The following is a 21,617-nucleotide window of genomic DNA, read 5'->3' on the forward strand; positions in this document are numbered from 1 at the left end:
GAGGTGACGCACGGTCACATGTGAACGAGCGCCCCGACCGCTGGTACGGCTTCTGACCATTCCAGTGCTTTTGAGAGGGGGGCGCACATCAACCACTCCGCCACCTGAACGAGTGAACATCACTCCGGAGTTGACGAACAAGTCTGCCCTCGGAGCGCGTCCGGCACACCTGGACCGCTGGCTGGAACTTCCGCCCGTGCTTTGGCAGGATGCCCGCCCGCATGCCGCACGGAGCCTCTCCTTCCGCTCCAGGCACCCGCCTGACCTGCTGGTACAGGCCAATCTTGGGTCGTGCAGGGCCCGTGAAGGCATCGTGCAGACTGACCGCATGCGCATCGAACTCGCCACCGTCGCCGGCAGCACCGACCGCCCGAACGAGGACTGGGTTGCCACCGCCCTGCCCGCTTCCGGCCAAGGTGGGACGCTGATCCTGCTCGACGGAGTGACTCCGCCGCAGGGTGACGACGGTTGTGTGCACTCGGTCCCCTGGTTCACCGCACGACTGGGTGGCTCATTGGTCGAACTGTCTGATTCGCGACGCGATCTGACCCTCCAGGAGATTTTGGCCGAGTCCATTCGACGCACCGCCGACACACACCGCTCATCGTGTGACCTTTCTCACATGAGGACGCCGCAGGCGACGGTCGTCATGGCGCGCTGGGACGAACACGAGATCGAACATCTGGTGCTCTCCGATTCCGTACTCCTGTTCGAGGCGCTCGACGGATCCGTGCGCCCCCTCCTCGACGACCGGCTGAACCGCCTGCCGCCGGGCTCGCTGGCCAGTGAGGCGATCGCCGACGCCACGGTGCGGAACAAGGAGGGCGGCTTCTTCACGGCCGCCGCCGACCCCTCCGTGGCGACCCGCGCGGTCACCGGACGCACCCCGATCGGCCGGGTGCGGGCGCTGGCCGCGATGACCGACGGGGCGGCCCGCTGGACGGAGATGTTCCGCGAGGGCGACTGGGCGGACTGCCTCGGGGTGCTCCGCAAGGAGGGGACACAGGGACTGATCGACCGGGTCAGGGCACTGGAGGACGCGGACACGGAGCGCGCGCATCTGCGCCGCAGCAAGACGCATGACGACGCGACGGCGGTCTACGCGGTGCTGTGACGGGAAGCGACGGGAAACGGGGACGGGCCGGGGCCGGGCCGGGGCCGGGCCGGGGACGGGCCGGGGCCGGGCCGGGGACGGGCCGGGGCCGGGCCGGGGACGGGCCGGGGCCGGGCCGGGGACGGGCCGGGGACGGGCCGGGGACGGGCCGGGGACGGGCCGGGGACGGGCCGGGGCCGGGCGCCCGACGGGGGCCAGACGCCCGATCGGGGCCGGGCGCCGAGCCGCCGGCCCCGGGGCACCGAACCGTGATCCGGTACCCCGGGGCCCGTGATCCGGTACCCCGGGCCCAAGGCCCGACGCGTCAGTCCTCCGCGCGGGCGTTCAAGTGGTGCAGCAGCCGGGCCAGTTCGGCCACCTCGGCCCGGTCCCAGTCGGCGAGCTTGCGCACATAGCGGTCGCGGCGGGCGTCGCGGACACTGCGGTAGCGGGCCAGCCCCTCGGCGGTGAGGCGGACGAGGAAGGCCCGGCCGTCCGCCGGATCGGGCTCGCGTGCCACCAGCCCGAGGTCTTCCAGGGCACGCAGTTGACGGCTCATCGTCGCCTTGCCGACGCCGAAGTAGGCCGCGAGATCAGTGGCCCGCTGCCGTCCGGCCGACTCCAGCCGTACGAGAAGTCCGTAGGCGGCGGCCTCCAGTTCGGGGTGGACCTCGCGCGCCATTTCCCCGGAATTGGCCCGTGCCCGGCGCAGGAATACGGCCAACTCCCGCTCCAGCGCAAGGAATGCGTGGTCCACACCACTTTCTCCGGTCGCGCCGGGTTCACTACCGCTTTCGCTCCCGTGCACGTCAACACCCCTCATAAGCTTTCCCGCCACTGAAAGTTTCTTTCGCCGCTGGTCATCGCCGCAGCTCGGCCAGTATTTCGCAGGCGTAGACCAACGGCAGCGCCCAGACCCCCTTCCGCGACACGGGTCTACGTGCGTAGCGTCATACATGGCATGTTCACACCATGACATGTCTACAGGGGTGCCCCCGCGCCCCTGGGATCAGCGCGTCCCCCCACCGAGGCCTCGGAGGCACTCACATGCCGGTGCTCAGATCCGGATCCGGAACGTCCCGCCGCTCGCGCTTCGCGGCAGCAGGAACCCTGCTCGCAGCCCTCTCCCTCCTCCTCACCCTGCCCGGCGCGGCGAGCGCGGCGGGTGTCCACGACTCCGCCGCCGCGGCCAAGAAGCCCGCACGGGGCACGGCCACGATGGGCATGGGCGTCGTGGCCCACGACGGCCAGGGCGGACTGCCGCGCGACACCCGCGCCGCCCAGACCGAAGGCGTGGACGTCGCCAGCTACCAGGGCAACGTCGACTGGCCGACCCTCTGGAACAGTGGCGTGAAGTGGGCCTACACCAAGGCCACCGAGGGCACCTACTACACGAACCCGTACTTCGCCCAGCAGTACAACGGCTCGTACAACGTCGGCATGATCCGGGGCTCGTACCACTTCGCCACCCCGAACACCACGAGCGGCGCCGTCCAGGCCAACTACTTCGTGGACCACGGGGGCGGCTGGTCCAAGGACGGCAAGACCCTGCCGGGCGCGCTCGACATCGAGTGGAACCCGTACGGCGACCAGTGCTACGGCCTGAGCCAGGCCTCCATGGTCTCCTGGATCCGCGACTTCGTGAACACCTACAAGGCGCGCACCGGCCGCGACGCGGTCATATACACCGCGACCAGCTGGTGGCAGGCCTGCACCGGGAACAACGCGAGCTTCGGCGCCACCAACCCGCTGTGGGTGGCCCGTTACAGCAGCACGGTCGGCGAGCTCCCGGCCGGCTGGGGCTTCTACACGATGTGGCAGTACACCTCGTCCGGCCCGTACGTCGGCGACCACAGCCACTTCAACGGCGCGCTCGACCGCGTGCAGGCTCTCGCCAACGGCTGAGCCGACCCGCCGCACCCGCGCGGTCCACCACGTCGCACAACCGAGCCCCGGTGACCCACCCAGCCACCGGGGCCCTCCTCTATTCGCTCCCGTGACCAGGCACTTCTCCCGCCGAGCCGAAACCGAAGACCCCTACACATTCGGTGTATACACCACGTGTATAGTCCTTCTCGGCCGCACATCGTGTGCCCTGTTCAGCTACGGAGGAGTGACCCGCCTTGTCCATGAAGACGAAGTCGATCGGTACAGGGTTGGCCGCCGCCCTTGTGACGGCACTCACCCTGACGCTGAGCGGCTGCTCCATGCAGACCACCGCGCCGGGCTCGGCGCGCGGTGACGCGGGCTCCGACGCCAAGGGCTCCTTCGGTCCGGTGGACTGCCGCAAGGCGAAGTGCATAGCGCTGACCTTCGACGCGGGGCCGGGCGAGGACACCCCGCATCTGCTGGACATCCTCAAGGAGAAGAAGGTGCACGCAACCTTCTTCCTGTTGGGCAAGAACCACGTCAAGAAGCACCCCGACACCGTGCGCAGGCTCGCCGCCGAGGGGCACGAGGTGGCCAACCACACCTGGTCCCACGAGATCCTGACGGACAAGAAGCCGGCCGAGATACGCGCCGAGCTGGAGAAGACGCAGGACGCGATAGCGGAGATCACCGGCAAGAAGCCGCGTCTGATGCGCCCGCCGCAGGGCCGTACCGACGACACCGTCTCGGACATCAGCAAGGACCTGGGACTCTCCCAGATCCTGTGGAGCGCCACCGCCAAGGACTACTCCACGACCGACTCGGCACTGATCAAGAAGCGCATCCTGGATCAGGCGAGCAAGGACGGCATCATCCTGTTGCACGACATCTACAAGGGGACGGTGCCCGCCGTGCCCGGCATCATCGACGCGCTGAAGAAGCAGGGCTACACCTTCGTCACCGTCCCGCAGCTGATGGCCCCCGCCGAGCCGGTCCCGGGGACCATCTACCGCCCCTGATCCGGAGTACCGACCGCTGATCCGGAGTACCGACCGCCCCGGATCCGTACTCCGGATCCCTGCGGACGGAAGGGAAGTACACCCGGCGCACGCACGACGGCGGAGGCGCGAAAGCGCCCGGCGCGCGACGGCGGACGTACAAAAGAACCCGCCGCACCCCGGACGGCGGAGGCGCGAGAGCACCCCGCGCGCACGGAACGGCCCACCCACCCGTCGCCGGGAAGGCGGGCCGTCCGTACCGGTCGCGCACGTGGTGCCACGCCCGTCACGCCATGGCGCCTACGCCGCGGCCGGGATCCTCTCCCCGGGCCTGGCCGCGGAGGCCGGCGCGAGGGCGATCTCCAGTACCTGGCGCACATCCGTCACCGGGTGGACCTCCAGGGTGTCCAGGACCTCGGCCGGGACATCGTCCAGGTCCGCCTCGTTCCGCTTCGGGATCACCACGGTGGTGATCCCGGCCCGGTGCGCGGCCAGCAGCTTCTGCTTCAGGCCACCGATCGGCAGCACCCGTCCGGTCAGCGAGACCTCACCGGTCATCGCCACATCCGTCCGGACCAGCCGTCCGGAGAGCAGCGAGGCCAGCGCCGTCGTCATCGTGATGCCGGCGCTCGGGCCGTCCTTCGGGACCGCGCCCGCCGGGAAGTGGATGTGCACCCCCCGGTCCTTCAGGTCCGCGACGGGCAGCTCCAGCTCCGCGCCGTGCGACCGCAGGAAGCTCAGCGCGATCTGCGCGGACTCCTTCATGACGTCGCCGAGCTGACCGGTGAGGGTCAGTCCGGACGCCCCGGTCTCCGGGTCGGCCAGCGATGCCTCCACGAACAGCACGTCGCCGCCGGCGCCGGTCACCGCGAGTCCGGTGGCCACGCCCGGCACCGCGGTGCGGCGCTCGGCCGGGTCCTGGGCGGACTCGGGGACGTGGTGCGGCCGTCCGATCAGACCGCGCAGATCCGCCTCGGTGACCGTGAACGGAAGCTCCCTGGCGCCCAGTTCGTGCTGGGCGGCGACCTTGCGGAGCAGCCGGGCGACGGCCCGCTCCAGATTCCGTACGCCCGCTTCACGGGTGTACTCCCCGGCCAGCTTGCGCAGCGCGGACTCGTCGAGCGCCACCTCGTCCTTCTCCAGACCGGCCCGCTCCAGCTGACGCGGAAGCAGGTGGTCACGTGCGATGACGACCTTCTCGTCCTCGGTGTAGCCGTCGAGCCTGACCAGCTCCATCCGGTCGAGCAAGGCCTCCGGGATGGCTTCGAGGACGTTGGCCGTCGCGAGGAAGACGACATCGCTGAGGTCGAGCTCGACCTCCAGGTAGTGGTCGCGGAAGGTGTGGTTCTGGGCCGGGTCGAGGACTTCGAGCAGGGCGGCCGCCGGGTCGCCCCGGAAGTCGGAGCCGACCTTGTCGATCTCGTCGAGCAGGACGACCGGGTTCATCGAACCGGCCTCCTTGACGGCCCGGACGATGCGTCCCGGCAGCGCACCGACGTAGGTGCGCCGGTGTCCGCGGATCTCCGCCTCGTCCCGCACACCGCCGAGCGCGACGCGGACGAACTTGCGGCCCATGGCGTGCGCGACGGACTCACCGAGCGAGGTCTTTCCCACGCCCGGAGGGCCCACCAGCGCCAGCACGGCACCGCCGCGCCGTCCGCCGACGACGCCGAGACCGCGCTCGGCACGCCGCTTGCGGACCGCCAGGTACTCGGTGATCCGCTCCTTCACGTCCTGCAGGCCCGCGTGCTCGGCGTCGAGGATCCGCTGGGCGCCGGGGATGTCGTACGCGTCCTCGGTCCGCTCCGTCCACGGCAGTTCGAGAACGGTGTCGAGCCAGGTCCTGATCCAGGAGCCCTCGGGGCTCTGGTCGGAGGAGCGCTCCAGCTTGTCGACCTCCTTGAGCGCGGCCTCGCGGACGTGCTCGGGAAGTCCGGCGGCCTCGACGCGCGCCCGGTAGTCGTCGGACTCGTCTGCGCCGGAACCAGGACCGCCGTTGAGATCGGCGAGCTCCTTGCGTACGGCGTCGAGCTGGCGCCGCAGCAGGAATTCACGCTGCTGCTTGTCGACGCCCTCCTGGACGTCCTTGGCGATGGACTCGGCGACGTCCTGTTCGGCGAGGTGTTCACCGAGCCACTGGATGGCGAGCTTCAGCCGGGCGACCGCGTCGACGGTCTCCAGGAGCTGCACCTTCTGGGCCGTGGTGAGGAAGGGCGAGTAACCGGAGTTGTCGGCGAGCGCGGAGATGTCCTCGATCTGCTGGACCCGGTCCACGACCTGCCAGGCGCCGCGCTTCTTCAGCCAGCTGGTGGCGAGAGCCTTGTACTCCTTGACCAGCTCGGCAGCGGCCCCGGGGAGCGGGTCGGGGACGGCCTCGTCGACCCGTGTCCCCTCCACCCAGAGCGCCCCGCCCGGTCCGCTGGTCCCGGCCCCGATCCGCACCCGGCCACGGCCGCGGATGAGCGCGCCCGGATCCCCGTCCGAAAGCCGTCCGACCTGCTCGACGGTGCCGATGACACCAGTGCCGGCGTACGTCCCGTCGACCCGCGGCACCAGAAGCACCTCGGGCTTGCCACCGCCCTCGCGGGCTGCGGCCTGTGCGGCCTCCACGGCGGCGCGTACATCGGTGTCGGACAGGTCCAGAGGCACCACCATGCCCGGCAGCACGACCTCGTCGTCGAGCGGCAGCACGGGCAGGGCGAGCGGAGTGACCGCATTGGAATCGATAGCCATGATCTCCCCTTCGGCAGTCAACTTGAGCTATGCAGACTCAATGCTTGTGAGCCGCCCCTTGTTCCCCAGGGCATGTTCGCTGTGAGCGATCGCCTGAGGCGTTCGCACGCCGGACGGCCGCGTCGGACCCCGCACACAGGCTGAACCCCACGCGCGCCCCCTTGATTCCGGACCGTCCGAGCCGCTCCCGTCCGCGAAAACCCATCGGCAACCGGCCGGAACACCGGGCAGAGTGCCGACATGAGCGAGAGTGCGAGTACGGGTACGGGTACGGGTACGAGCGACGACAGAGGGCTGAGCCCGGACGGAACGATCCGGCGGGAGGGCTCACTGAGCCGGGTGCCGGTGGTGTTCGCCCCCGTGGTGGAGGCGGCTCGCGCCCGGATCACCGAGGCGTTCGACGGCGCGCGGCTGCACAGCGCGTACATCTACGGGAGCATTCCGCGCGGCACGGCTGTTCCTGGTGTCTCCGATCTGGACCTGCTGCTCGCCCTGCGTGCCGAGCCCACCGAGGCCGACCGGGCGGCGGCCCGGACCATCGAGGCCGAGCTGGACAGCTCGTTCGGCCAGATCGACGGGGTCGGTGTCCTTCTCGCCGCCGCCGAGACCCTCACCAGCACATTCGAACGCAATGATCTCGGCTTCTTCCTCGCCTGCCTCTGCACCCCGCTGCTGGGCGAGGACCTCGCCGCGCGGCTGCCGCGCTACCGCCCCACGCCACTGCTCGCCCGCGAGACCAACGGGGACCTCCACCTCCTGCTCCCCCGCTGGCGGCGGCGGTCCGCCGAAGCCGCCACGGACGCCGAACGCCGTAGTCTCAGCCGCGGCGTCGCCCGCCGCCTCGTCCGGTCCGGCTTCACGCTGGTCATGCCGCAGTGGGGCGGCTGGACCAGCGACCTGACCGAGTCTGCCGAGGTGTTCGCCCGCTACTACCCGGACCTCCCGGAGCGGATCGAGCAGATGCGGACGGCCGCGCGCACGGGCCGCGCCCCGTCCGCCGACCCGGCCGTCCTCGCGACGCTCATCGACGATCTGGCGCCCTGGCTGGCAGCCGAGTATCTCGCCGTCCACGGCAAGAAGGCCCCGCGCCCCTGACCCCCGCGCCCCCCGCCGCACCGGCGCGGCGCAGCAACGGCCGGCAGGCCAGGCCCAGCAGCAGCGCCAGCGGGTGGCCCCAGGCGGCGAGGGGGTTGTCGAGGTCGAGCAGATCACGCAGCAGCATCGCGCCGACCGCGCCGAGCACCAGCCCCCGCGGCCACGGCGTGAGCAGCCCGGCGAGCGCACCCACGCTCGCCATCACCCCGAAGCTGATGCCGTAGTCGAGCTGGTGCAGTGAGGACTCCGGCAGACGACCGGCCGCCACGGACAGCCCGACCGGGATCTCCGTGGCGAGGGTCGCCACGACATGGCCGAACAGGAACACCCCGGCGGCGCGCCGTCCCCCGACGCGGCGTTCCAGCGCGGTCAGCACCAGAGCGAAGCCGAAGAGGTACGGGGAACCGAGCCCGCCGACGACCCACAGGGCACTGGCGACCAGGACCAGCAGCGGGGTTTCACGCAGATGCGCGACGTCCGTGCTCGATTCGCGCAGCACGGCGGAGACGGTGTCCGGATCGCCGTACTCCATGAAGAGGGACGTGGCGACGAGCACCAGTAGGTACCCGAAGGTGAACGGGGTACCGGTGGGTGTCGGCAGCAGCCGCAGGCACCGGCGGGCCCACCGGGCCGTACCGCCCGCCCGGGGCTCCCGGACAGGTGGAGAGGCGACGGCTTCCGTACGGCGCCGACGCGGAACGGCGTCGGGCAGCGGGGCCGCGGGCTCGTCTTCGCGAACCGCCCTGCCCCTGCCCCGACGCACCGCGCGAGGCCCCTTCCCTACAAGCCCGCGAAGCAACGTCCCGCCCTCCGTGATCATCTCCGTGCTGTCCATGGCCCGAGCGGCGTGCGAACCGGCCGCACGTCCTCTTATACGCACCGTGCCCGTGCGCCTTATACGCACCGTGCCCGTGCGCCGGATATACGCACCGCGCCCATGCGCCGCTTATACGCACCGCGCCTGTGCACCGGCCGTGCCCGATGGCCTGTACGCACCGCGCCTGCGCACCGGTCCTGCCCGACGGCCTGTACACCGGCCGTGCCCGACGGTGCCTTGTACGAATCCAGCAATCCACCGGTCTTCGGATGAATCCGGCAATCCGCTGGCCCCCGGACGCGCGGACCGGCCAGGATGGCGGGGACCGCGGCGGTCACCCGCGTCCGCCGCCCGCGTCCGTCCCTCACGTCCGCCATCGACCGGAGAGCCACGCCATGCCCGAGATCCACGGCCCCGACCCCCTCGCCCCCCTCACGCTCGACCGCCGGGAAGGCCCGTACGGCGAAGTCGTCCTCCGGGAGCGGGGGGACGACTTCGAGATCATCGCCAACGGATGCTTCCTCATGGACACCTCGGACGGGCGCTCCGAGCGGCTGCTGATCGACGCGGCGCTGGCCGCCCTGCCCGACGGCCGGATGTCACCGGCGGTGCTCATCGGAGGGCTCGGGGTCGGGTTCTCGCTCGTGCGGGCCGCCGCCGAGCCGCGGTGGGGGCGGATCGCCGTCGTCGAGCGGGAGCAGGCGATCGTGGACTGGCACCGGGCGGGGCCGCTGGCCCGGATCTCCGGCGCGGCGCTCGCCGATCCGCGGACCGAGATCCTGACGACGGATCTCGTCTCGTATCTGCGCACGACTACGGACCGTTACGACGCTCTGTGCCTGGACATCGACAACGGACCGGACTGGACCGTCACCGAGGACAACACGAGCCTGTACTCCCCTGCCGGTCTGGCGGACTGCCGGGAGCGGCTGACGCCGGGCGGCGTTCTCGCGGTCTGGTCCGCACAGCCGTCCGCGGATTTCGAACAGGCCCTGCGGAATGCCGGATTCAGCGGGGTACGGACGGAAGAGGTGCGTGTTGCCCGAGGTGTTCCCGACGTGGTGCATCTCGCACTTCGGACAGTCTGAGAGCCCTCGTCGGACATTCCTGGCCCCCGGACGCCCGGGGGCCAAGCGCCACAAGGCCGACACTCCGCCACTTCGTCGCGCCCCTGCCGTTACACCCTGCGTAGCCGAGAGCGGCCCGCTGCCTTTACGCTGCTGACCGGTGACGGGATCACCCATGAAATCCACAAGCGAAGACCGTGCGTCCGGGGGAATGACCCCCGTGAGAACGGGCAGGGGCGGGGCGATGGAACAGACACACACCACCCACAACGGTGTCGCGGCCACCCCGGGCGCGCAGCGCCGGGTGCTGGTGGTCGAGGACGACGCCACGATCGTCGATGCCATTTCCGCCCGGCTGCGGGCGGAGGGCTTCCTGGTGCAGACCGCACTCGACGGGCCCGCGGCCGTGGACGCGGCCGAGGCGTGGCAGCCCGATCTGATGGTGCTCGACATCATGCTTCCCGGCTTCGACGGCCTGGAGGTCTGCCGCCGCGTGCAGGCCCAGCGGCCGGTGCCGGTGCTCATGCTGACCGCCAGGGACGACGAGACCGACATGCTGGTCGGTCTCGGTGTCGGCGCCGACGACTACATGACCAAGCCGTTCTCGATGCGTGAGCTGGCGGCCCGGGTGCACGTACTGCTGCGCCGGGTGGAGCGGGCGGCGCTGGCCGCGGTCACTCCGCGCAGCGGCATTCTGCGCCTCGGCGAGCTGGAGATCGATCACGCGCAGCGCCGGGTCCGGGTGCGCGCCGATGACGTCCACCTCACGCCGACCGAGTTCGATCTCCTGGTCTGCCTGGCCAATACGCCGCGCGCGGTGCTCTCCCGGGAGCAGTTGCTGGCCGAGGTCTGGGACTGGGCGGACGCCTCCGGCACCCGTACCGTCGACAGCCACATCAAGGCGCTGCGCCGGAAGATCGGTGCGGAGCGGATCCGTACCGTGCACGGTGTCGGCTACGCCCTGGAGACCCCGGCCCCATGACCCGGCCCGGTTCCGGACTGCGCCCCTTTTCGGTCAAGGCCAAGCTGGGCACGCTCGTGGTGGTCTCGGTGTTCATCACCACCGGGCTGCTGATGGTGGCCCTGCGCACCCGGACGGAGCTGCGTTTCATCACGGTGTTCTCGGTGATCGCGACCCTGCTGATCACCCAGTTCGTGGCGCACGGCCTGACGGCGCCGCTGGACGAGATGACGACCGTGGCCCGGTCGATCTCGCACGGCGACTACACCAGACGGGTGAGTGGTGCCGACCGGCGCGACGAGCTCGGCGACCTGGCCCAGACGATCAACCTCATGGCGGACGATCTGGAGGCCGTGGACCGGCACCGCAAGGAGTTGGTGGCCAATGTGTCGCATGAGCTGCGGACCCCCATCGCGGCGCTGAGAGCCGTGCTGGAGAACGTCGTGGACGGGGTGTCCTCGGCCGATCCCGAGACCATGCGGACGGCGCTGAAGCAGACGGAGCGGCTCGGCAGACTGGTGGAGACGCTGCTGGACCTGTCCCGTCTGGACAGCGGGGTGGTCACGCTGAAGTCCCGCCGTTTCGAGGTGTGGCCGTATCTGTCGGGCGTACTGAAGGAGGCGAACCTCGCCGCCTCGCACCGCCGGCTGTCCTCCGGTTCGGGGAACCACACCCGTAAGGACGTACATCTGCATCTGGATGTGTCACCGCCCGAGCTGACCGCGCACGCGGACGCGGAGCGGCTGCACCAGGTGGTGGCCAATCTGGTCGACAACGCTGTCAAGCACAGCCCGCCGCACGGCCGGGTCACCGTCCTGGCGCGGCGCGGCGCCGGGCCGGAGTCGCTGGCGCTGGAGGTCCTGGACGAGGGGCCGGGCATTCCGGAGTCCGAGCGGCACCGGGTCTTCGAGCGTTTCAACCGCGGCGAGGTGCCGTCCCCGCACGGGCCGGGCAGCGACGGCGGTACGGGCCTGGGCCTGGCGATCGCGCGCTGGGCGGTGGATCTGCACGGCGGGCGCATCGGCGTGGCCGAATCTGCTCGCGGCTGCCGCATCCAGGTCACTCTTCCGGGGATTCCGCAACCGCGAGGTTGACATATGGTTCGAACCGGAAGGGCACGTTCTGCGTGTTCCTTTCAAGGGGTACGGTCCAAGGGGCCGTAGCTGCGGTCCCGCGTACCCGGAGCGAAGCGGAACCATGCTTGTTTCCCGCCAATTCCTGCGCCGAAACCCGCCTTCCGATGTGACTTGCACGACGAAGACCGGCCCGGCCTGCATGGAACGGCTGGGGAGGCGTAGCCTTGATTTCCGCTGTCCATCACCTTGTGAAGCGGAAGAGGGCGGTTGCCGCCGTGTCGTCTCAGTCCCCCAGTAACTCGAGCATCTCGACCGACCAAGCCAGCCCGGGTTCCGACCCGGCTGCGGCTTTCGGCCCCAATGAGTGGCTCGTCGACGAGATCTACCAGCAGTACCTCCAGGATCCCAATTCGGTCGATCGCGCCTGGTGGGACTTCTTCGCCGACTACAAGCCGGGTACGTCCGGCACGGCGGACAAGCCCGTTCCCGGCACCGCGGGGGCTGCGGTGACCCCGGCCCCGGCCGCCACCGCACCGGCCGCCACCGCACCGGTCACCACGCCCCAGGCCGCTCCGGCACAGGTCCCGGCTCCGGCCGCGCAGGCCCCCGCGCCCGCGGCTCCGGCGCCCGCACAGGCCGCCCCCGCCGCCGCTGCCCCGGCAGCCCCGGTGAAGGCCGCTCCGGCCGCCGAGGCCCCGGCCAAGCCCGCGGCGGCTCCGGCCACCGAGGCCCCGGCCGGCCCCGAGTACGTGACGCTGCGCGGCCCGTCGGCCGCCGTCGCGAAGAACATGAACGCCTCGCTGGAGCTGCCGACGGCCACGTCCGTGCGCGCCGTTCCGGTGAAGCTGCTCTTCGACAACCGCATCGTCATCAACAACCACCTCAAGCGCGCCCGGGGCGGGAAGATCTCCTTCACGCACCTCATCGGGTACGCGATGGTGCAGGCCCTCAAGGCCATGCCGGCGATGAACCACTCCTTCGCGCTGAAGGACGGCAAGCCGACCCTGGTCAAGCCGGAGCACGTCAACCTCGGTCTGGCCATCGACCTGGTGAAGCCGAACGGCGACCGCCAGCTGGTCGTCGCGGCCATCAAGAAGGCCGAGACGCTGAACTTCTTCGAGTTCTGGCAGGCCTACGAGGACATCGTCCGCCGCGCCCGCAACGGCAAGCTCGGCATGGACGACTTCACCGGAGTCACCGCCTCGCTGACCAACCCCGGCGGCATCGGCACCGTGCACTCGGTGCCCCGCCTGATGCCCGGTCAGGGCCTCATCATGGGCGTCGGCGCGATGGACTACCCGGCCGAGTTCCAGGGCACCTCCCAGGACACCCTGAACAAGCTGGGCATCTCCAAGGTCATGACGCTGACCTCGACGTACGACCACCGGGTCATCCAGGGGGCCGCCTCCGGCGAGTTCCTGCGGATCGTCGCCCAGCTCCTGCTCGGCGAGAACGAGTTCTACGACGAGATCTTCAAGTCGCTGCGCATCCCGTACGAGCCGGTCCGCTGGCTGACGGACATCGACGCCTCGCACGACAACGACGTGACCAAGGCCGCGCGGGTCTTCGAGCTGATCCACTCCTACCGGGTCCGCGGCCATGTCATGGCCGACACCGACCCGCTGGAGTACCGCCAGCGCAAGCACCCCGACCTGGACATCACCGAGCACGGCCTCACCCTGTGGGACCTGGAGCGGGACTTCGCGGTCGGCGGTTTCGCCGGCAAGTCGATGATGAAGCTCCGCGACATCCTCGGTGTGCTGCGCGAGTCGTACTGCCGCACCACCGGCATCGAGTTCATGCACATCCAGGACCCGAAGCAGCGCAAGTGGATCCAGGACCGGGTGGAGCGCACGCGCACCCAGCAGCCCGAGCGCGAGGAGCAGCTGCGGATCCTGCGCCGGCTCAACGCCGCCGAGGCGTTCGAGACGTTCCTGCAGACCAAGTACGTCGGCCAGAAGCGGTTCTCGCTGGAGGGCGGCGAGTCCGTCATCCCGCTGCTCGACGCGGTCATCGACTCCGCCGCCGAGGCCCGCCTCGACGAGGTCGTCATCGGCATGGCCCACCGCGGCAGGCTGAACGTGCTGGCGAACATCGTCGGCAAGTCCTACGCGCAGATCTTCCGCGAGTTCGAGGGCAACCTCGACCCCCGGTCGATGCACGGCTCCGGCGACGTGAAGTACCACCTGGGCGCCGAGGGCACCTTCACCGGTCTGGACGGCGAGCAGATCAAGGTCTCGCTGGCCGCCAACCCCTCGCACCTGGAGGCGGTCGACCCGGTCCTGGAGGGCATCGCCCGCGCCAAGCAGGACCTCGTCAACAAGGGCGGCACGGACTTCACGGTCCTGCCCGTCGCGCTCCACGGCGACGCGGCCTTCGCGGGCCAGGGCGTCGTCGCCGAGACGCTCAACATGTCGCAGCTGCGCGGCTACCGCACCGGCGGCACCGTGCACGTGGTGATCAACAACCAGGTCGGCTTCACCGCCGCCCCGGAGTCCTCGCGCTCCTCGATGTACGCCACCGACGTGGCGCGCATGATCGAGGCGCCGATCATCCACGTCAACGGCGACGACCCCGAGGCCGTCGTCCGGGTCGCGCGCCTCGCCTTCGAGTTCCGGCAGGCGTTCAACAAGGACGTCGTGATCGACCTCATCTGCTACCGCCGCCGCGGTCACAACGAGGGCGACAACCCGGAGTTCACCAACCCGCAGATGTACACCCTGATCGACAAGAAGCGCTCGGTGCGCAAGCTCTACACCGAGTCCCTCATCGGTCGCGGCGACATCACGCTCGAAGAGGCCGAGCAGGCGCTCCAGGACTTCCAGGGCCAGCTGGAGAAGGTGTTCGCGGAGGTCCGCGAGGCCACCTCGCTGCCGGCTCCGACGCACACCCCCGAGGTCCAGCCCGAGTTCCCGGTCGCCGTGACCACCGCGGTCTCCCAGGAGGTCGTGAAGGTCATCGCGGAGTCCCAGGTCAACATCCCCGACCGGATCACCGTCCACCCCCGTCTGATGCCGCAGATGCAGCGTCGCGCGGCCTCGGTGGAGAACGGCACGATCGACTGGGGCATGGGCGAGACCCTGGCCATCGGTTCGCTGCTGATGGAGGGCACCCCGGTCCGGCTCGCCGGCCAGGACACCCGCCGCGGCACCTTCGGCCAGCGGCACGCGGTCCTCGTCGACCAGGTGACCGGCGAGGACTACACCCCGCTGCTCTACCTCGCCGACGACCAGGCCCGTTACAACGTCTACGACTCGCTGCTCAGCGAGTACGCGGCGATGGGCTTCGAGTACGGCTACTCGCTGGCCCGTCCGGAGTCGCTGGTCATCTGGGAGGCCCAGTTCGGTGACTTCGTCAACGGCGCGCAGACCGTCGTCGACGAGTTCATCTCCTCGGCCGAGCAGAAGTGGGGCCAGACCTCCGGCGTCACGCTGCTGCTGCCGCACGGCTACGAGGGCCAGGGCCCGGACCACTCGTCCGCCCGCCCGGAGCGTTTCCTCACGCTGTGCGCGCAGAACAACATGACGGTCGCCATGCCGACCCTGCCGTCGAACTACTTCCACCTCCTGCGGTGGCAGGTGCACAACCCGCACCACAAGCCGCTGATCGTCTTCACCCCGAAGTCGATGCTCCGCCTCAAGGCGGCCGCGTCGAAGGTGGAGGAGTTCACCACCGGCGGCTTCCGTCCGGTGATCGGCGACGACTCGGTGAACGCGAACGACGTCCGCAAGGTCGTCTTCTGCGCGGGCAAGGTCTACTACGACCTGGAGGCCGAGCGTACGAAGCGCGGCGCCACGGACACGGCGATCATCCGGCTGGAGCGCCTGTACCCGCTGCCGGGTGCGGAGCTCCAGGCCGAGATCGCCAAGTACCCGAACGCCGAGAAGTACCTCTGGACCCAGGAGGAGCCGGCCAACCAGGGCGCCTGGCCGTTCATCGCCCTGAACCTGATCGACCACCTGGACCTGGCCGTCGGCGCCGACGTCCCGCACGGTGAGCGCCTGCGCCGCATCTCGCGGCCGCACAGCTCGTCCCCGGCGGTCGGCTCGGCCAAGCGCCACCAGGCCGAGCAGGCACAGCTGGTCGCCGAGGTCTTCGACGCCTGACCGGCCGCTGTACGAACCAGGGGCCCGGTCCCGCGACTCGATCGCGGGGCCGGGCCCTTCGGCGTGCGTACGGGACGGGCCCGTTCAGATGATCGAGGGCTCGAAGTCCCAGTACGGTCGGTTCCGGGAGCGGGCCGAGACCGTGTGGACGTGCTGGGCGCCCAGGGTCGCCACCAGGTCCCCCAGCGCCTCGCTCTCGACCTTCTCCGCCCGCTGCCGGTCGCGGATGCCGCGCAGGTCCGCGGCGTGGGCGATCCGGGCGGAGAGGGTCAGCGGATGGGTCCGGCCGAGTACCTCGATGGCCCGGTTGATCACCGAGTCCGTCAGGGCGGCCGCGGATTCCGGGTCGCCCACCAGGTTGCGCAGCGCCGAGGCGTTGACCGCGCAGCCGAGGGTCCAGGGATGGTTCTCGCCCACGGCCTCCGCCATGTCGGCGAGCGCCTGCTCCAGGAGCGCGTGCGCCTGGTCCCGCTCCCCCACGTTCCGGAGGATCAAGGCATGGTTGGCCCGGGTCCCCGCCACGTAGGGGTGCGTCTCGCCGAGCATCTCCGTATAGCCCCGGACGACCTTCTCGCTTATGTCCCTGGCCCGGTCGATGTCGGCGTGCTCACGGGCGAAGCAGCTCTGGCTGGCCGCGAACATCATGGTCAGGGGGTCACCCTCGCCGAGCACGCGTTCGCATCGCTCCAGGACCCGGGTGAACAGCTCCGCGGCCCTGGGGCGTTCCCCCGAACGGTAGTGGCACAGCGCGAGGTTGTGTTCCGCTCGCAGGGTCTGCGGGTTGTCGGGCCCCAGAACCAGCCGGTGCACCCGGGCGCTCTGTGTCTGGAGCGACAGGGCGTCGCTGTACCGGCCGAGCAGGCGCAGGTCGGTGGCGTAGTTGATCTCGGAGTACAGGGTCCAGGTATGACGCGGGCGCAACAGCTGCCGCCGGGCCTCCAGGGTCAGCCGGTTGAGCTCCAGGGAGTCTTCGTACCTGCCGAGCAGCCGCAGTGAGATGGCCAGGTTGTTCTGCGCGCTGAGCGTGCGCGAGTCCTGGTCGCCCAGCAGTTCGCGGTAGGCGGCGAGGATCCAGCCGGACATCTCCAGCGCCTCGCCGTACCGGCCGAGGCCCCGCAGGTCGGCGGCGAGGCCGCCAGCGGCGCGCAGGTGTTCCAGGTCCTGGGGGCCGCGTTCGGTGCGCAGGTGGTCGACGGCGGCCCGCTCGATGGCCTCCGTACCGGCGTAGTCGCCCACGGCCCGCAGCACGTTGGCGTAGTTGTAGCTGAGGTCCCAGACCCTGGGGTGGTCCTCGCCGAGGAGCCGCCGCCAGGCCTTCATGGCGCGTTCGCCCAGTTTGATGCCGGCCCGGTACTCGCCGGAGAGGTACATGTAGCGCAGGCAGTTGAGCACCAGGGTCTGCACCGCCGGGTCGGTGCTGTTGAGCACGTCGGCCCACTTCAGGTGCGGGGTGATCTCGGCGTAGGCGGGCCACAGACGGGTGTCGGTGGGGCGGCCGGGGTCCGCGGCGGCGAGGGCGCGGCGGACCACGTCGATGAACTCCTGGCGGTCCTGGTCCGGCATGTCCTTGCCGATGATCTGGTGGACCATGCGGTGCATGTAGAGCGATTCGCCGGACGACGCCTCGTCGGCCACCGATTCGTGGGACTCCAGGCGGACCACGGAGTACTGGCGGAGCTGGCCGATCGCCTTGTTCCACAGCAGCGGGTCGTTCATCAGGCCGGAGACCTGTTCCGGCAGCTCTCCGGGGGGCATTTCCTTCAGCAGCCGCACGGGGATGGAGCCGGGCGCGAAGAAGCTGCACAGGCGCAGCAGGTCGACGGACTCGGGAACGGTGTCCTTGAGCTTGTTCAGCAGTATCGACCAGGCGGTCTGGAAGGCGAGCGGGAAGTCCGCGGAGACCTTGACGACGTCCTGGTCGATGCCGCCTTCGAGGAGTTCGATGTACTCGTCGACCGACATGTCGGAGTCGTTGAGCCAGCCGGCGGTCTGGTCGAGGAGGAGCGGGAGGTCTTCGAGGGCGTCGGCGAGCTGGTCGGCCTCGGCCGGGGTCAGGCGCGGCGCGCGGCGCCGGATGAAGGCGACCGACTCGTCGCGGTCGTAGACGGGGATCTCGACGAGGTTGCTGTTGTGTTCGCTCCACTCCGGATTGCGGGAGGTGATCAGGACGTGGCCGGGGCCGGTGGGCACCAGGTCCCAGATGTGTTCGGGCTCGTCGGCCCCGTCGAGGACGAGGAGCCAGTGGGAGTGCGGTTCGCCGCGGCGCAGCGCGTCCCGTACCGCGCGCAGCCGCTCGCCGTACTCGGCACCGGTCGACAGCCCCAGTTCGGGGGCGAGTTCGGCGAGTTTCTGGCGGTAGAGGGCGCGGCGGTCGGCGGGCACCCACCACACGACGTCGTACTCGGAGCCGAAGCGGTAGACGTACTCCGCGGCCAGCTGGGTCTTGCCGACGCCGGACATGCCGTGCAGCGTCACGACGCCGGCGCCGGGGCCGGCGTCCTGGAGGGCCTGGTACGCCTTGGTGAGCAGTTCCTCACGGCCGGTGAACCGGGTGTTGCGCCGCGGCACCCCGCCCCACACCTCGGGGGTGTCGGCCGGATACCGGGGGCCGGGCCGGGCCTCGACGGACTCCGGCAGCGGGTCGGCGGGCAGGCCCAGGCGGACGAGGAGCCGCCGCTCGGCCTCGTCGGCGCCGACGTTCGTCAGGTCGGCGGCGCCGAAGACCGAGGTGGCGCCGGGCAGCGCGGACGTGGTGACGCAGACGGCGGCGAAACGGTCCGGGTCGGGGGCGACGACCTCGCGCAGCGCCCTGTTCCACTCGTCGTGGCTGCGGGGGCCGAGCTGGAAGTACCAGTCGCTGAGGAGTACCAGGACGCGGCCGCGCGACAGCGTCAGATCCCGCAGCGACTCCTCCAGCGGGACCTCCACCGGGGGGTCCCACCGCTGCTGGACGACTGTCACCCCGCGCCGCTCCAGGCGGTCTCCGATCCACGCCGACCACGCGCGGTTGAAACCGGCGAAACTGATGGTGACGGTCTGCGCCCCGGTTGCTCCAACTTGCTTACGCGTTCCGGGCATTCAGCCGTCTCCCTGCCTCGATGCGACCTTGTCAACATACACCGGAGCATGGTCGCTCCGGCCGGTGTCACGGGTCCACTCACTGCGTTCGCGGGCCGTTCCTCTGCTGCCATATCACCTTGGCGGTGGCCACGTACGCCTGCGCGCGCGCGAGGTGACCCGTGGGGGGCGGACAATCGTCCAGACGGTGGTAGAGCGTGATCATCTCGTTGACCAGGACCCGGCCTTCGCGGGTCAGTGCCGCCGACCCGGCCAGCACGGGCAGGACGGCTCCGACCTGTTCGCGGCAGCGGGCGTGCTCGGCCCAGGCGAGGTCGCGGTGGGTGACGCGCCGCGCGCCGCGCGCGAACCGCTGCCAGTAGTCGGCGAGCGCGAGGTGCGAGTAGGCGCCCTGGAGGAGGCCGTCGAAGGGTCTGGGGTCGGATCGCCAGGGGGCGAAGTGGCGTGGTGTCGCGTCCTCGTGGTGCAGCGGTACGAGGGCGGCGAGTGCGGCCAGTTTGGTGTGCTGGAGTTCGTGGACCAGTGTGGAGGCGAAGTAGGCGGGGGTGGCCGGCTTGCTGCTGAGGACGGCACCGAACGCCTCGCGCCTGGTGCCGCTGCAGTGGGCCGCGCCCTCTCCGGCGGGCCCGGAGCCGGGCGGCGGGCCGAGCGGCACCAGGCAGCGCAGCAGCACGGCCGCTTCGGTGAGGCGGTGCTCGCCGCCGACGCGGAGCAGGGGCGCCACTCCGGCCCAGGACTCGGCCCAGGCCTTGCGTTCGTGGTCGTCGATGTGGGTGGCGGCGCTCAGTCCGTGGCGTCGCAGCCCGATGCCGTCGGTGCGGTACGGGTCGACGTCGTCCAGGGGCACGGGTCCGAGGCCGGACCGCAGGGCGGGCAGGGCGAACACCGGCAGCCAGCGCGGATCGGCCGAACCGGTCGTTCCGTCCGGTTGCGCGCGCAGGGTGAGGAGCAGCCCTCCGCCTGCCTCGCGGACCGTCAGTTCGCCGTCCTCGAAGGCGATGCCGAGCGGGCCGGATTCCGTGCGCAGGGCGCCCAGGGTGGGCAGGGACAGCACCCCGTCGTGTGCGGTGAGCCGGGTCGTGAACGTGATTCCCGCACGGATCGCGGCCGCGGCGGCCAGCGCGCTCAAGTGGTCCAGGTCGGCGCGGAGTCCGGGGCCGGGACCGGCGGCGGAGAGGCCGCGCAGGCAGCGCTGTGCCCAGGGGCCGGTGAGGGGGTGGAACAGGACCGTGCGCACGGCGCTCCGGTCGGTGCGCTCGGCCGTCTCCAGCAGCGCCCAGTCCTGCCGCAGCCGGTCGAGTGCCGGGGGCGGGCAGAGGGCTGCGGGGGCCGCCTCGGCCGCATCCAGCAGGGCCCGCAGGAGGAGGAGCCGGCGGGTGTCCTGATCGCGTACGAGGACGCCGAGGGTGCCGGTGTCGCCCTCGGTGCGGCCGAGTCGGCGCAGCATGTGGTCCGGGAGCCGGGGTATCGGTGGGGGGACGGGTGCGGGGCTCATCGGTGTGCTCCTGCGGTTGCGTCGGACAGCCGGGCCGCGATGTGGCGGATAAGCCGTTCGAGATCGGCGCAGTAGACGGACGGGTTGGTGAAGCCGTTGTCTGCGCGGTAGCGGTGTGCGTAGTGCCCGCCGCCGCAGACGGTCAGCAGCGGGCAGGCGCGGCAGGCGGCGGCGAGCGCGTCGGCGCCTGCCTGGCGGGCGGCGACGCCGGGGTGGCACAGGGCGTCGTCGAAGGTGTGGCGGAAGATGTCGAGTCCGGTGGCGGCGGCCGTGTCGTAGGCGGACTTGAGGGAGTCCACCTGCTCGATCGTCCCGTCGGTCTCGACCACGATCGCGTTGACCGGGTCGAGACCGAGGGATTCGGTGGCGGCGGGCAGGCCCAGCAGCAGGGCGACGCACTCCTCGAAGAGCCGGACCCGGGTCTCCCTGCGCGCGGCCGGCCACCAGCGGTCGAAGACGGTGGTGAGCCAGTCGCCGTACGGGGTCGGGCGGCCCGGTCCGGGCCCCGTGGGGGCTGTCCCCGCGGCGGGCAGTCCCGGCGGCGGGTTCGTCCAGTTGCCGTGCGGCAGCAGCAGGTCCAGGGCGGGCGGGCGCAGGGCGAGCAGCGACTCGTACATCTCGATCGGGTCGGTCCGCGGGTCGACGACCGTGAGGATGCCCGCGTACGCGCCGGGGTGCCGGTCGGCGAGGAGCCGGGCGCCGCGCGAGGCGGCGGGCCAGGAGGGGTGTCCGGCGCGGTCGGTGCGCCGGGTGTTGTGGGCGGCCAGACCGCCGTCGAGGCTGATGCCGATGCGTATGCCGTGCCGCGCGAGGGTGGCGGCACGGGCGTCGGTGAGCAGGGTGGCGTTGGTCTGCACGGTGGTGTGGACGGTGCAGCCCCCGGGCACCAGGTCGCGCACCCGGTCGGCGAAGGCGGCCAGCCGTCCGGCGCCCGCGAGGAGGGGTTCGCCGCCGTGCAGGACGAGGGCGACGTCACGCAGTCCGTGGGCGGCCGCGTGTTCGGCGATCCGGTACGCGGCGCGGTCCAGGACGGCGGATGCGGCGGCGGCCGGGCGGTTCCGCCAGGTGTGGTCGGGGCCCTCGTAGAGGTAGCAGTAGCGGCAGGCGAGATTGCAGCGGCCGTGCACCTTGACGACGAACTGCCCGAAGGGGACGGCGGGCCGGCCGCCGTCGGCACGCGGGGGCGGTTGCGGCGTCGCCTTTCGAGACACTCCCGCACCCCCGTGCCA

General features: G+C 71.0%; 14 protein-coding genes. 8 read left to right on the plus strand and 6 right to left on the minus strand.

Translation table 11 applies throughout. From position 1 onward, the window contains the following. Nucleotides 1-328: 328 nt before the first annotated feature. Nucleotides 329-1,114, plus strand: coding sequence for a hypothetical protein (locus tag ACIOMQ_RS35440; protein ID WP_402191881.1), 786 nt, complete (start codon nt 329-331; stop codon nt 1,112-1,114). Nucleotides 1,115-1,418: 304 nt separating this feature from the next. Here ACIOMQ_RS35440 and ACIOMQ_RS35445 read toward each other — a convergent pair whose 3' ends face one another. Continuing rightward, nucleotides 1,419-1,916 (minus strand): MarR family winged helix-turn-helix transcriptional regulator, encoded by a 498-nt coding sequence (locus ACIOMQ_RS35445; RefSeq protein WP_389794446.1) that lies wholly within the window; start codon nt 1,914-1,916, stop codon nt 1,419-1,421. A gap of 224 nt (nt 1,917-2,140) precedes the next feature. On the opposite strand from ACIOMQ_RS35445, the gene ACIOMQ_RS35450 reads away from it, so the two are divergent. Then, nucleotides 2,141-2,998: a lysozyme gene (locus tag ACIOMQ_RS35450; RefSeq protein WP_402191883.1), complete on the plus strand. Its 858-nt coding sequence runs from the start codon at nt 2,141-2,143 to the stop codon at nt 2,996-2,998. Nucleotides 2,999-3,222: 224 nt separating this feature from the next. Then, nucleotides 3,223-3,981, plus strand: a complete 759-nt coding sequence (locus ACIOMQ_RS35455) for a polysaccharide deacetylase family protein (RefSeq protein WP_362200996.1) — start codon at nt 3,223-3,225, stop codon at nt 3,979-3,981. Between the two features lie 279 nt (nt 3,982-4,260). Here the strand turns inward: ACIOMQ_RS35455 and lon are convergent, their stop codons facing one another. Beyond that, a complete protein-coding gene (lon, locus tag ACIOMQ_RS35460; protein ID WP_362200865.1) occupies nt 4,261-6,693 on the minus strand; it encodes an endopeptidase La in 2,433 nt (810 codons plus the stop codon). A gap of 240 nt (nt 6,694-6,933) precedes the next feature. Between lon and ACIOMQ_RS35465 the strand changes: the two genes are divergently transcribed. After that, entirely contained in the window at nt 6,934-7,788 is an 855-nt protein-coding gene (locus tag ACIOMQ_RS35465) for a nucleotidyltransferase (RefSeq protein WP_401261077.1), read from the plus strand. Here ACIOMQ_RS35465 and ACIOMQ_RS35470 read toward each other — a convergent pair. After that, a complete protein-coding gene (locus ACIOMQ_RS35470; protein WP_401261079.1) occupies nt 7,715-8,551 on the minus strand; it encodes a rhomboid-like protein in 837 nt (278 codons plus the stop codon). The two genes, ACIOMQ_RS35465 and ACIOMQ_RS35470, sit on opposite strands and share 74 nt — an antisense overlap. Before the next feature lie 449 nt (nt 8,552-9,000). Between ACIOMQ_RS35470 and ACIOMQ_RS35475 the strand changes: the two genes are divergently transcribed. The 4 genes from ACIOMQ_RS35475 (at nt 9,001) to ACIOMQ_RS35490 (ending at nt 15,815) form a co-directional block, all read left to right on the plus strand. Next, nucleotides 9,001-9,693, plus strand: coding sequence for a spermidine synthase (locus ACIOMQ_RS35475; protein ID WP_362200856.1), 693 nt, complete (start codon nt 9,001-9,003; stop codon nt 9,691-9,693). 223 nt (nt 9,694-9,916) lie between these two features. Continuing rightward, a complete protein-coding gene (locus ACIOMQ_RS35480; RefSeq protein WP_014154105.1) occupies nt 9,917-10,654 on the plus strand; it encodes a response regulator transcription factor in 738 nt (245 codons plus the stop codon). Continuing rightward, complete coding sequence (locus ACIOMQ_RS35485; protein ID WP_401261082.1) at nt 10,651-11,727, plus strand: ATP-binding protein; 1,077 nt, start codon at nt 10,651-10,653, stop codon at nt 11,725-11,727. Before ACIOMQ_RS35480 ends, ACIOMQ_RS35485 begins: the two co-directional genes overlap by 4 nt. A gap of 257 nt (nt 11,728-11,984) precedes the next feature. Continuing rightward, a complete protein-coding gene (locus ACIOMQ_RS35490) occupies nt 11,985-15,815 on the plus strand; it encodes a multifunctional oxoglutarate decarboxylase/oxoglutarate dehydrogenase thiamine pyrophosphate-binding subunit/dihydrolipoyllysine-residue succinyltransferase subunit (RefSeq protein WP_402191886.1) in 3,831 nt (1,276 codons plus the stop codon). A gap of 84 nt (nt 15,816-15,899) precedes the next feature. Here the strand turns inward: ACIOMQ_RS35490 and fxsT are convergent, their stop codons facing one another. The 3 genes from fxsT to ACIOMQ_RS35505 all read right to left on the minus strand — a co-directional run bounded on the left by fxsT (nt 15,900) and on the right by ACIOMQ_RS35505 (nt 21,599). Further along, on the minus strand, nt 15,900-18,893 hold the full coding sequence (gene fxsT / locus ACIOMQ_RS35495) for an FxSxx-COOH system tetratricopeptide repeat protein (protein WP_401985349.1): 2,994 nt from the start codon (nt 18,891-18,893) through the stop codon (nt 15,900-15,902). Between the two features lie 79 nt (nt 18,894-18,972). Beyond that, nucleotides 18,973-20,388 (minus strand): aKG-HExxH-type peptide beta-hydroxylase, encoded by a 1,416-nt coding sequence (locus tag ACIOMQ_RS35500; RefSeq protein ID WP_402191890.1) that lies wholly within the window; start codon nt 20,386-20,388, stop codon nt 18,973-18,975. Continuing rightward, nucleotides 20,385-21,599, minus strand: a complete 1,215-nt coding sequence (locus ACIOMQ_RS35505; RefSeq protein WP_402191892.1) for an FxsB family cyclophane-forming radical SAM/SPASM peptide maturase — start codon at nt 21,597-21,599, stop codon at nt 20,385-20,387. The genes ACIOMQ_RS35500 and ACIOMQ_RS35505 overlap by 4 nt, the downstream gene beginning before the upstream one ends. Nucleotides 21,600-21,617 lie beyond the last annotated feature (18 nt).

Source organism: Streptomyces sp. NPDC087845 (assembly GCF_044742755.1).
Taxonomy (GTDB): Bacteria; Actinomycetota; Actinomycetes; order Streptomycetales; family Streptomycetaceae; genus Streptomyces.

Bases quoted from the DNA above. Each gene is read 5' to 3' on its own strand.
- ACIOMQ_RS35440 (WP_402191881.1), top strand. From the start codon at position 329: ATGCGCATCGAACTCGCCACCGTCGCCGGCAGCACCGACCGCCCGAAC.
- ACIOMQ_RS35445 (WP_389794446.1), bottom strand. From the start codon at position 1,916: ATGAGGGGTGTTGACGTGCACGGGAGCGAAAGCGGTAGTGAACCCGGC.
- ACIOMQ_RS35450 (WP_402191883.1), top strand. From the start codon at position 2,141: ATGCCGGTGCTCAGATCCGGATCCGGAACGTCCCGCCGCTCGCGCTTC.
- ACIOMQ_RS35455 (WP_362200996.1), top strand. From the start codon at position 3,223: ATGAAGACGAAGTCGATCGGTACAGGGTTGGCCGCCGCCCTTGTGACG.
- lon (WP_362200865.1), bottom strand. From the start codon at position 6,693: ATGGCTATCGATTCCAATGCGGTCACTCCGCTCGCCCTGCCCGTGCTG.
- ACIOMQ_RS35465 (WP_401261077.1), top strand. From the start codon at position 6,934: ATGAGCGAGAGTGCGAGTACGGGTACGGGTACGGGTACGAGCGACGAC.
- ACIOMQ_RS35475 (WP_362200856.1), top strand. From the start codon at position 9,001: ATGCCCGAGATCCACGGCCCCGACCCCCTCGCCCCCCTCACGCTCGAC.
- ACIOMQ_RS35480 (WP_014154105.1), top strand. From the start codon at position 9,917: ATGGAACAGACACACACCACCCACAACGGTGTCGCGGCCACCCCGGGC.
- ACIOMQ_RS35485 (WP_401261082.1), top strand. From the start codon at position 10,651: ATGACCCGGCCCGGTTCCGGACTGCGCCCCTTTTCGGTCAAGGCCAAG.
- fxsT (WP_401985349.1), bottom strand. From the start codon at position 18,893: ATGCCCGGAACGCGTAAGCAAGTTGGAGCAACCGGGGCGCAGACCGTC.
- ACIOMQ_RS35500 (WP_402191890.1), bottom strand. From the start codon at position 20,388: ATGAGCCCCGCACCCGTCCCCCCACCGATACCCCGGCTCCCGGACCAC.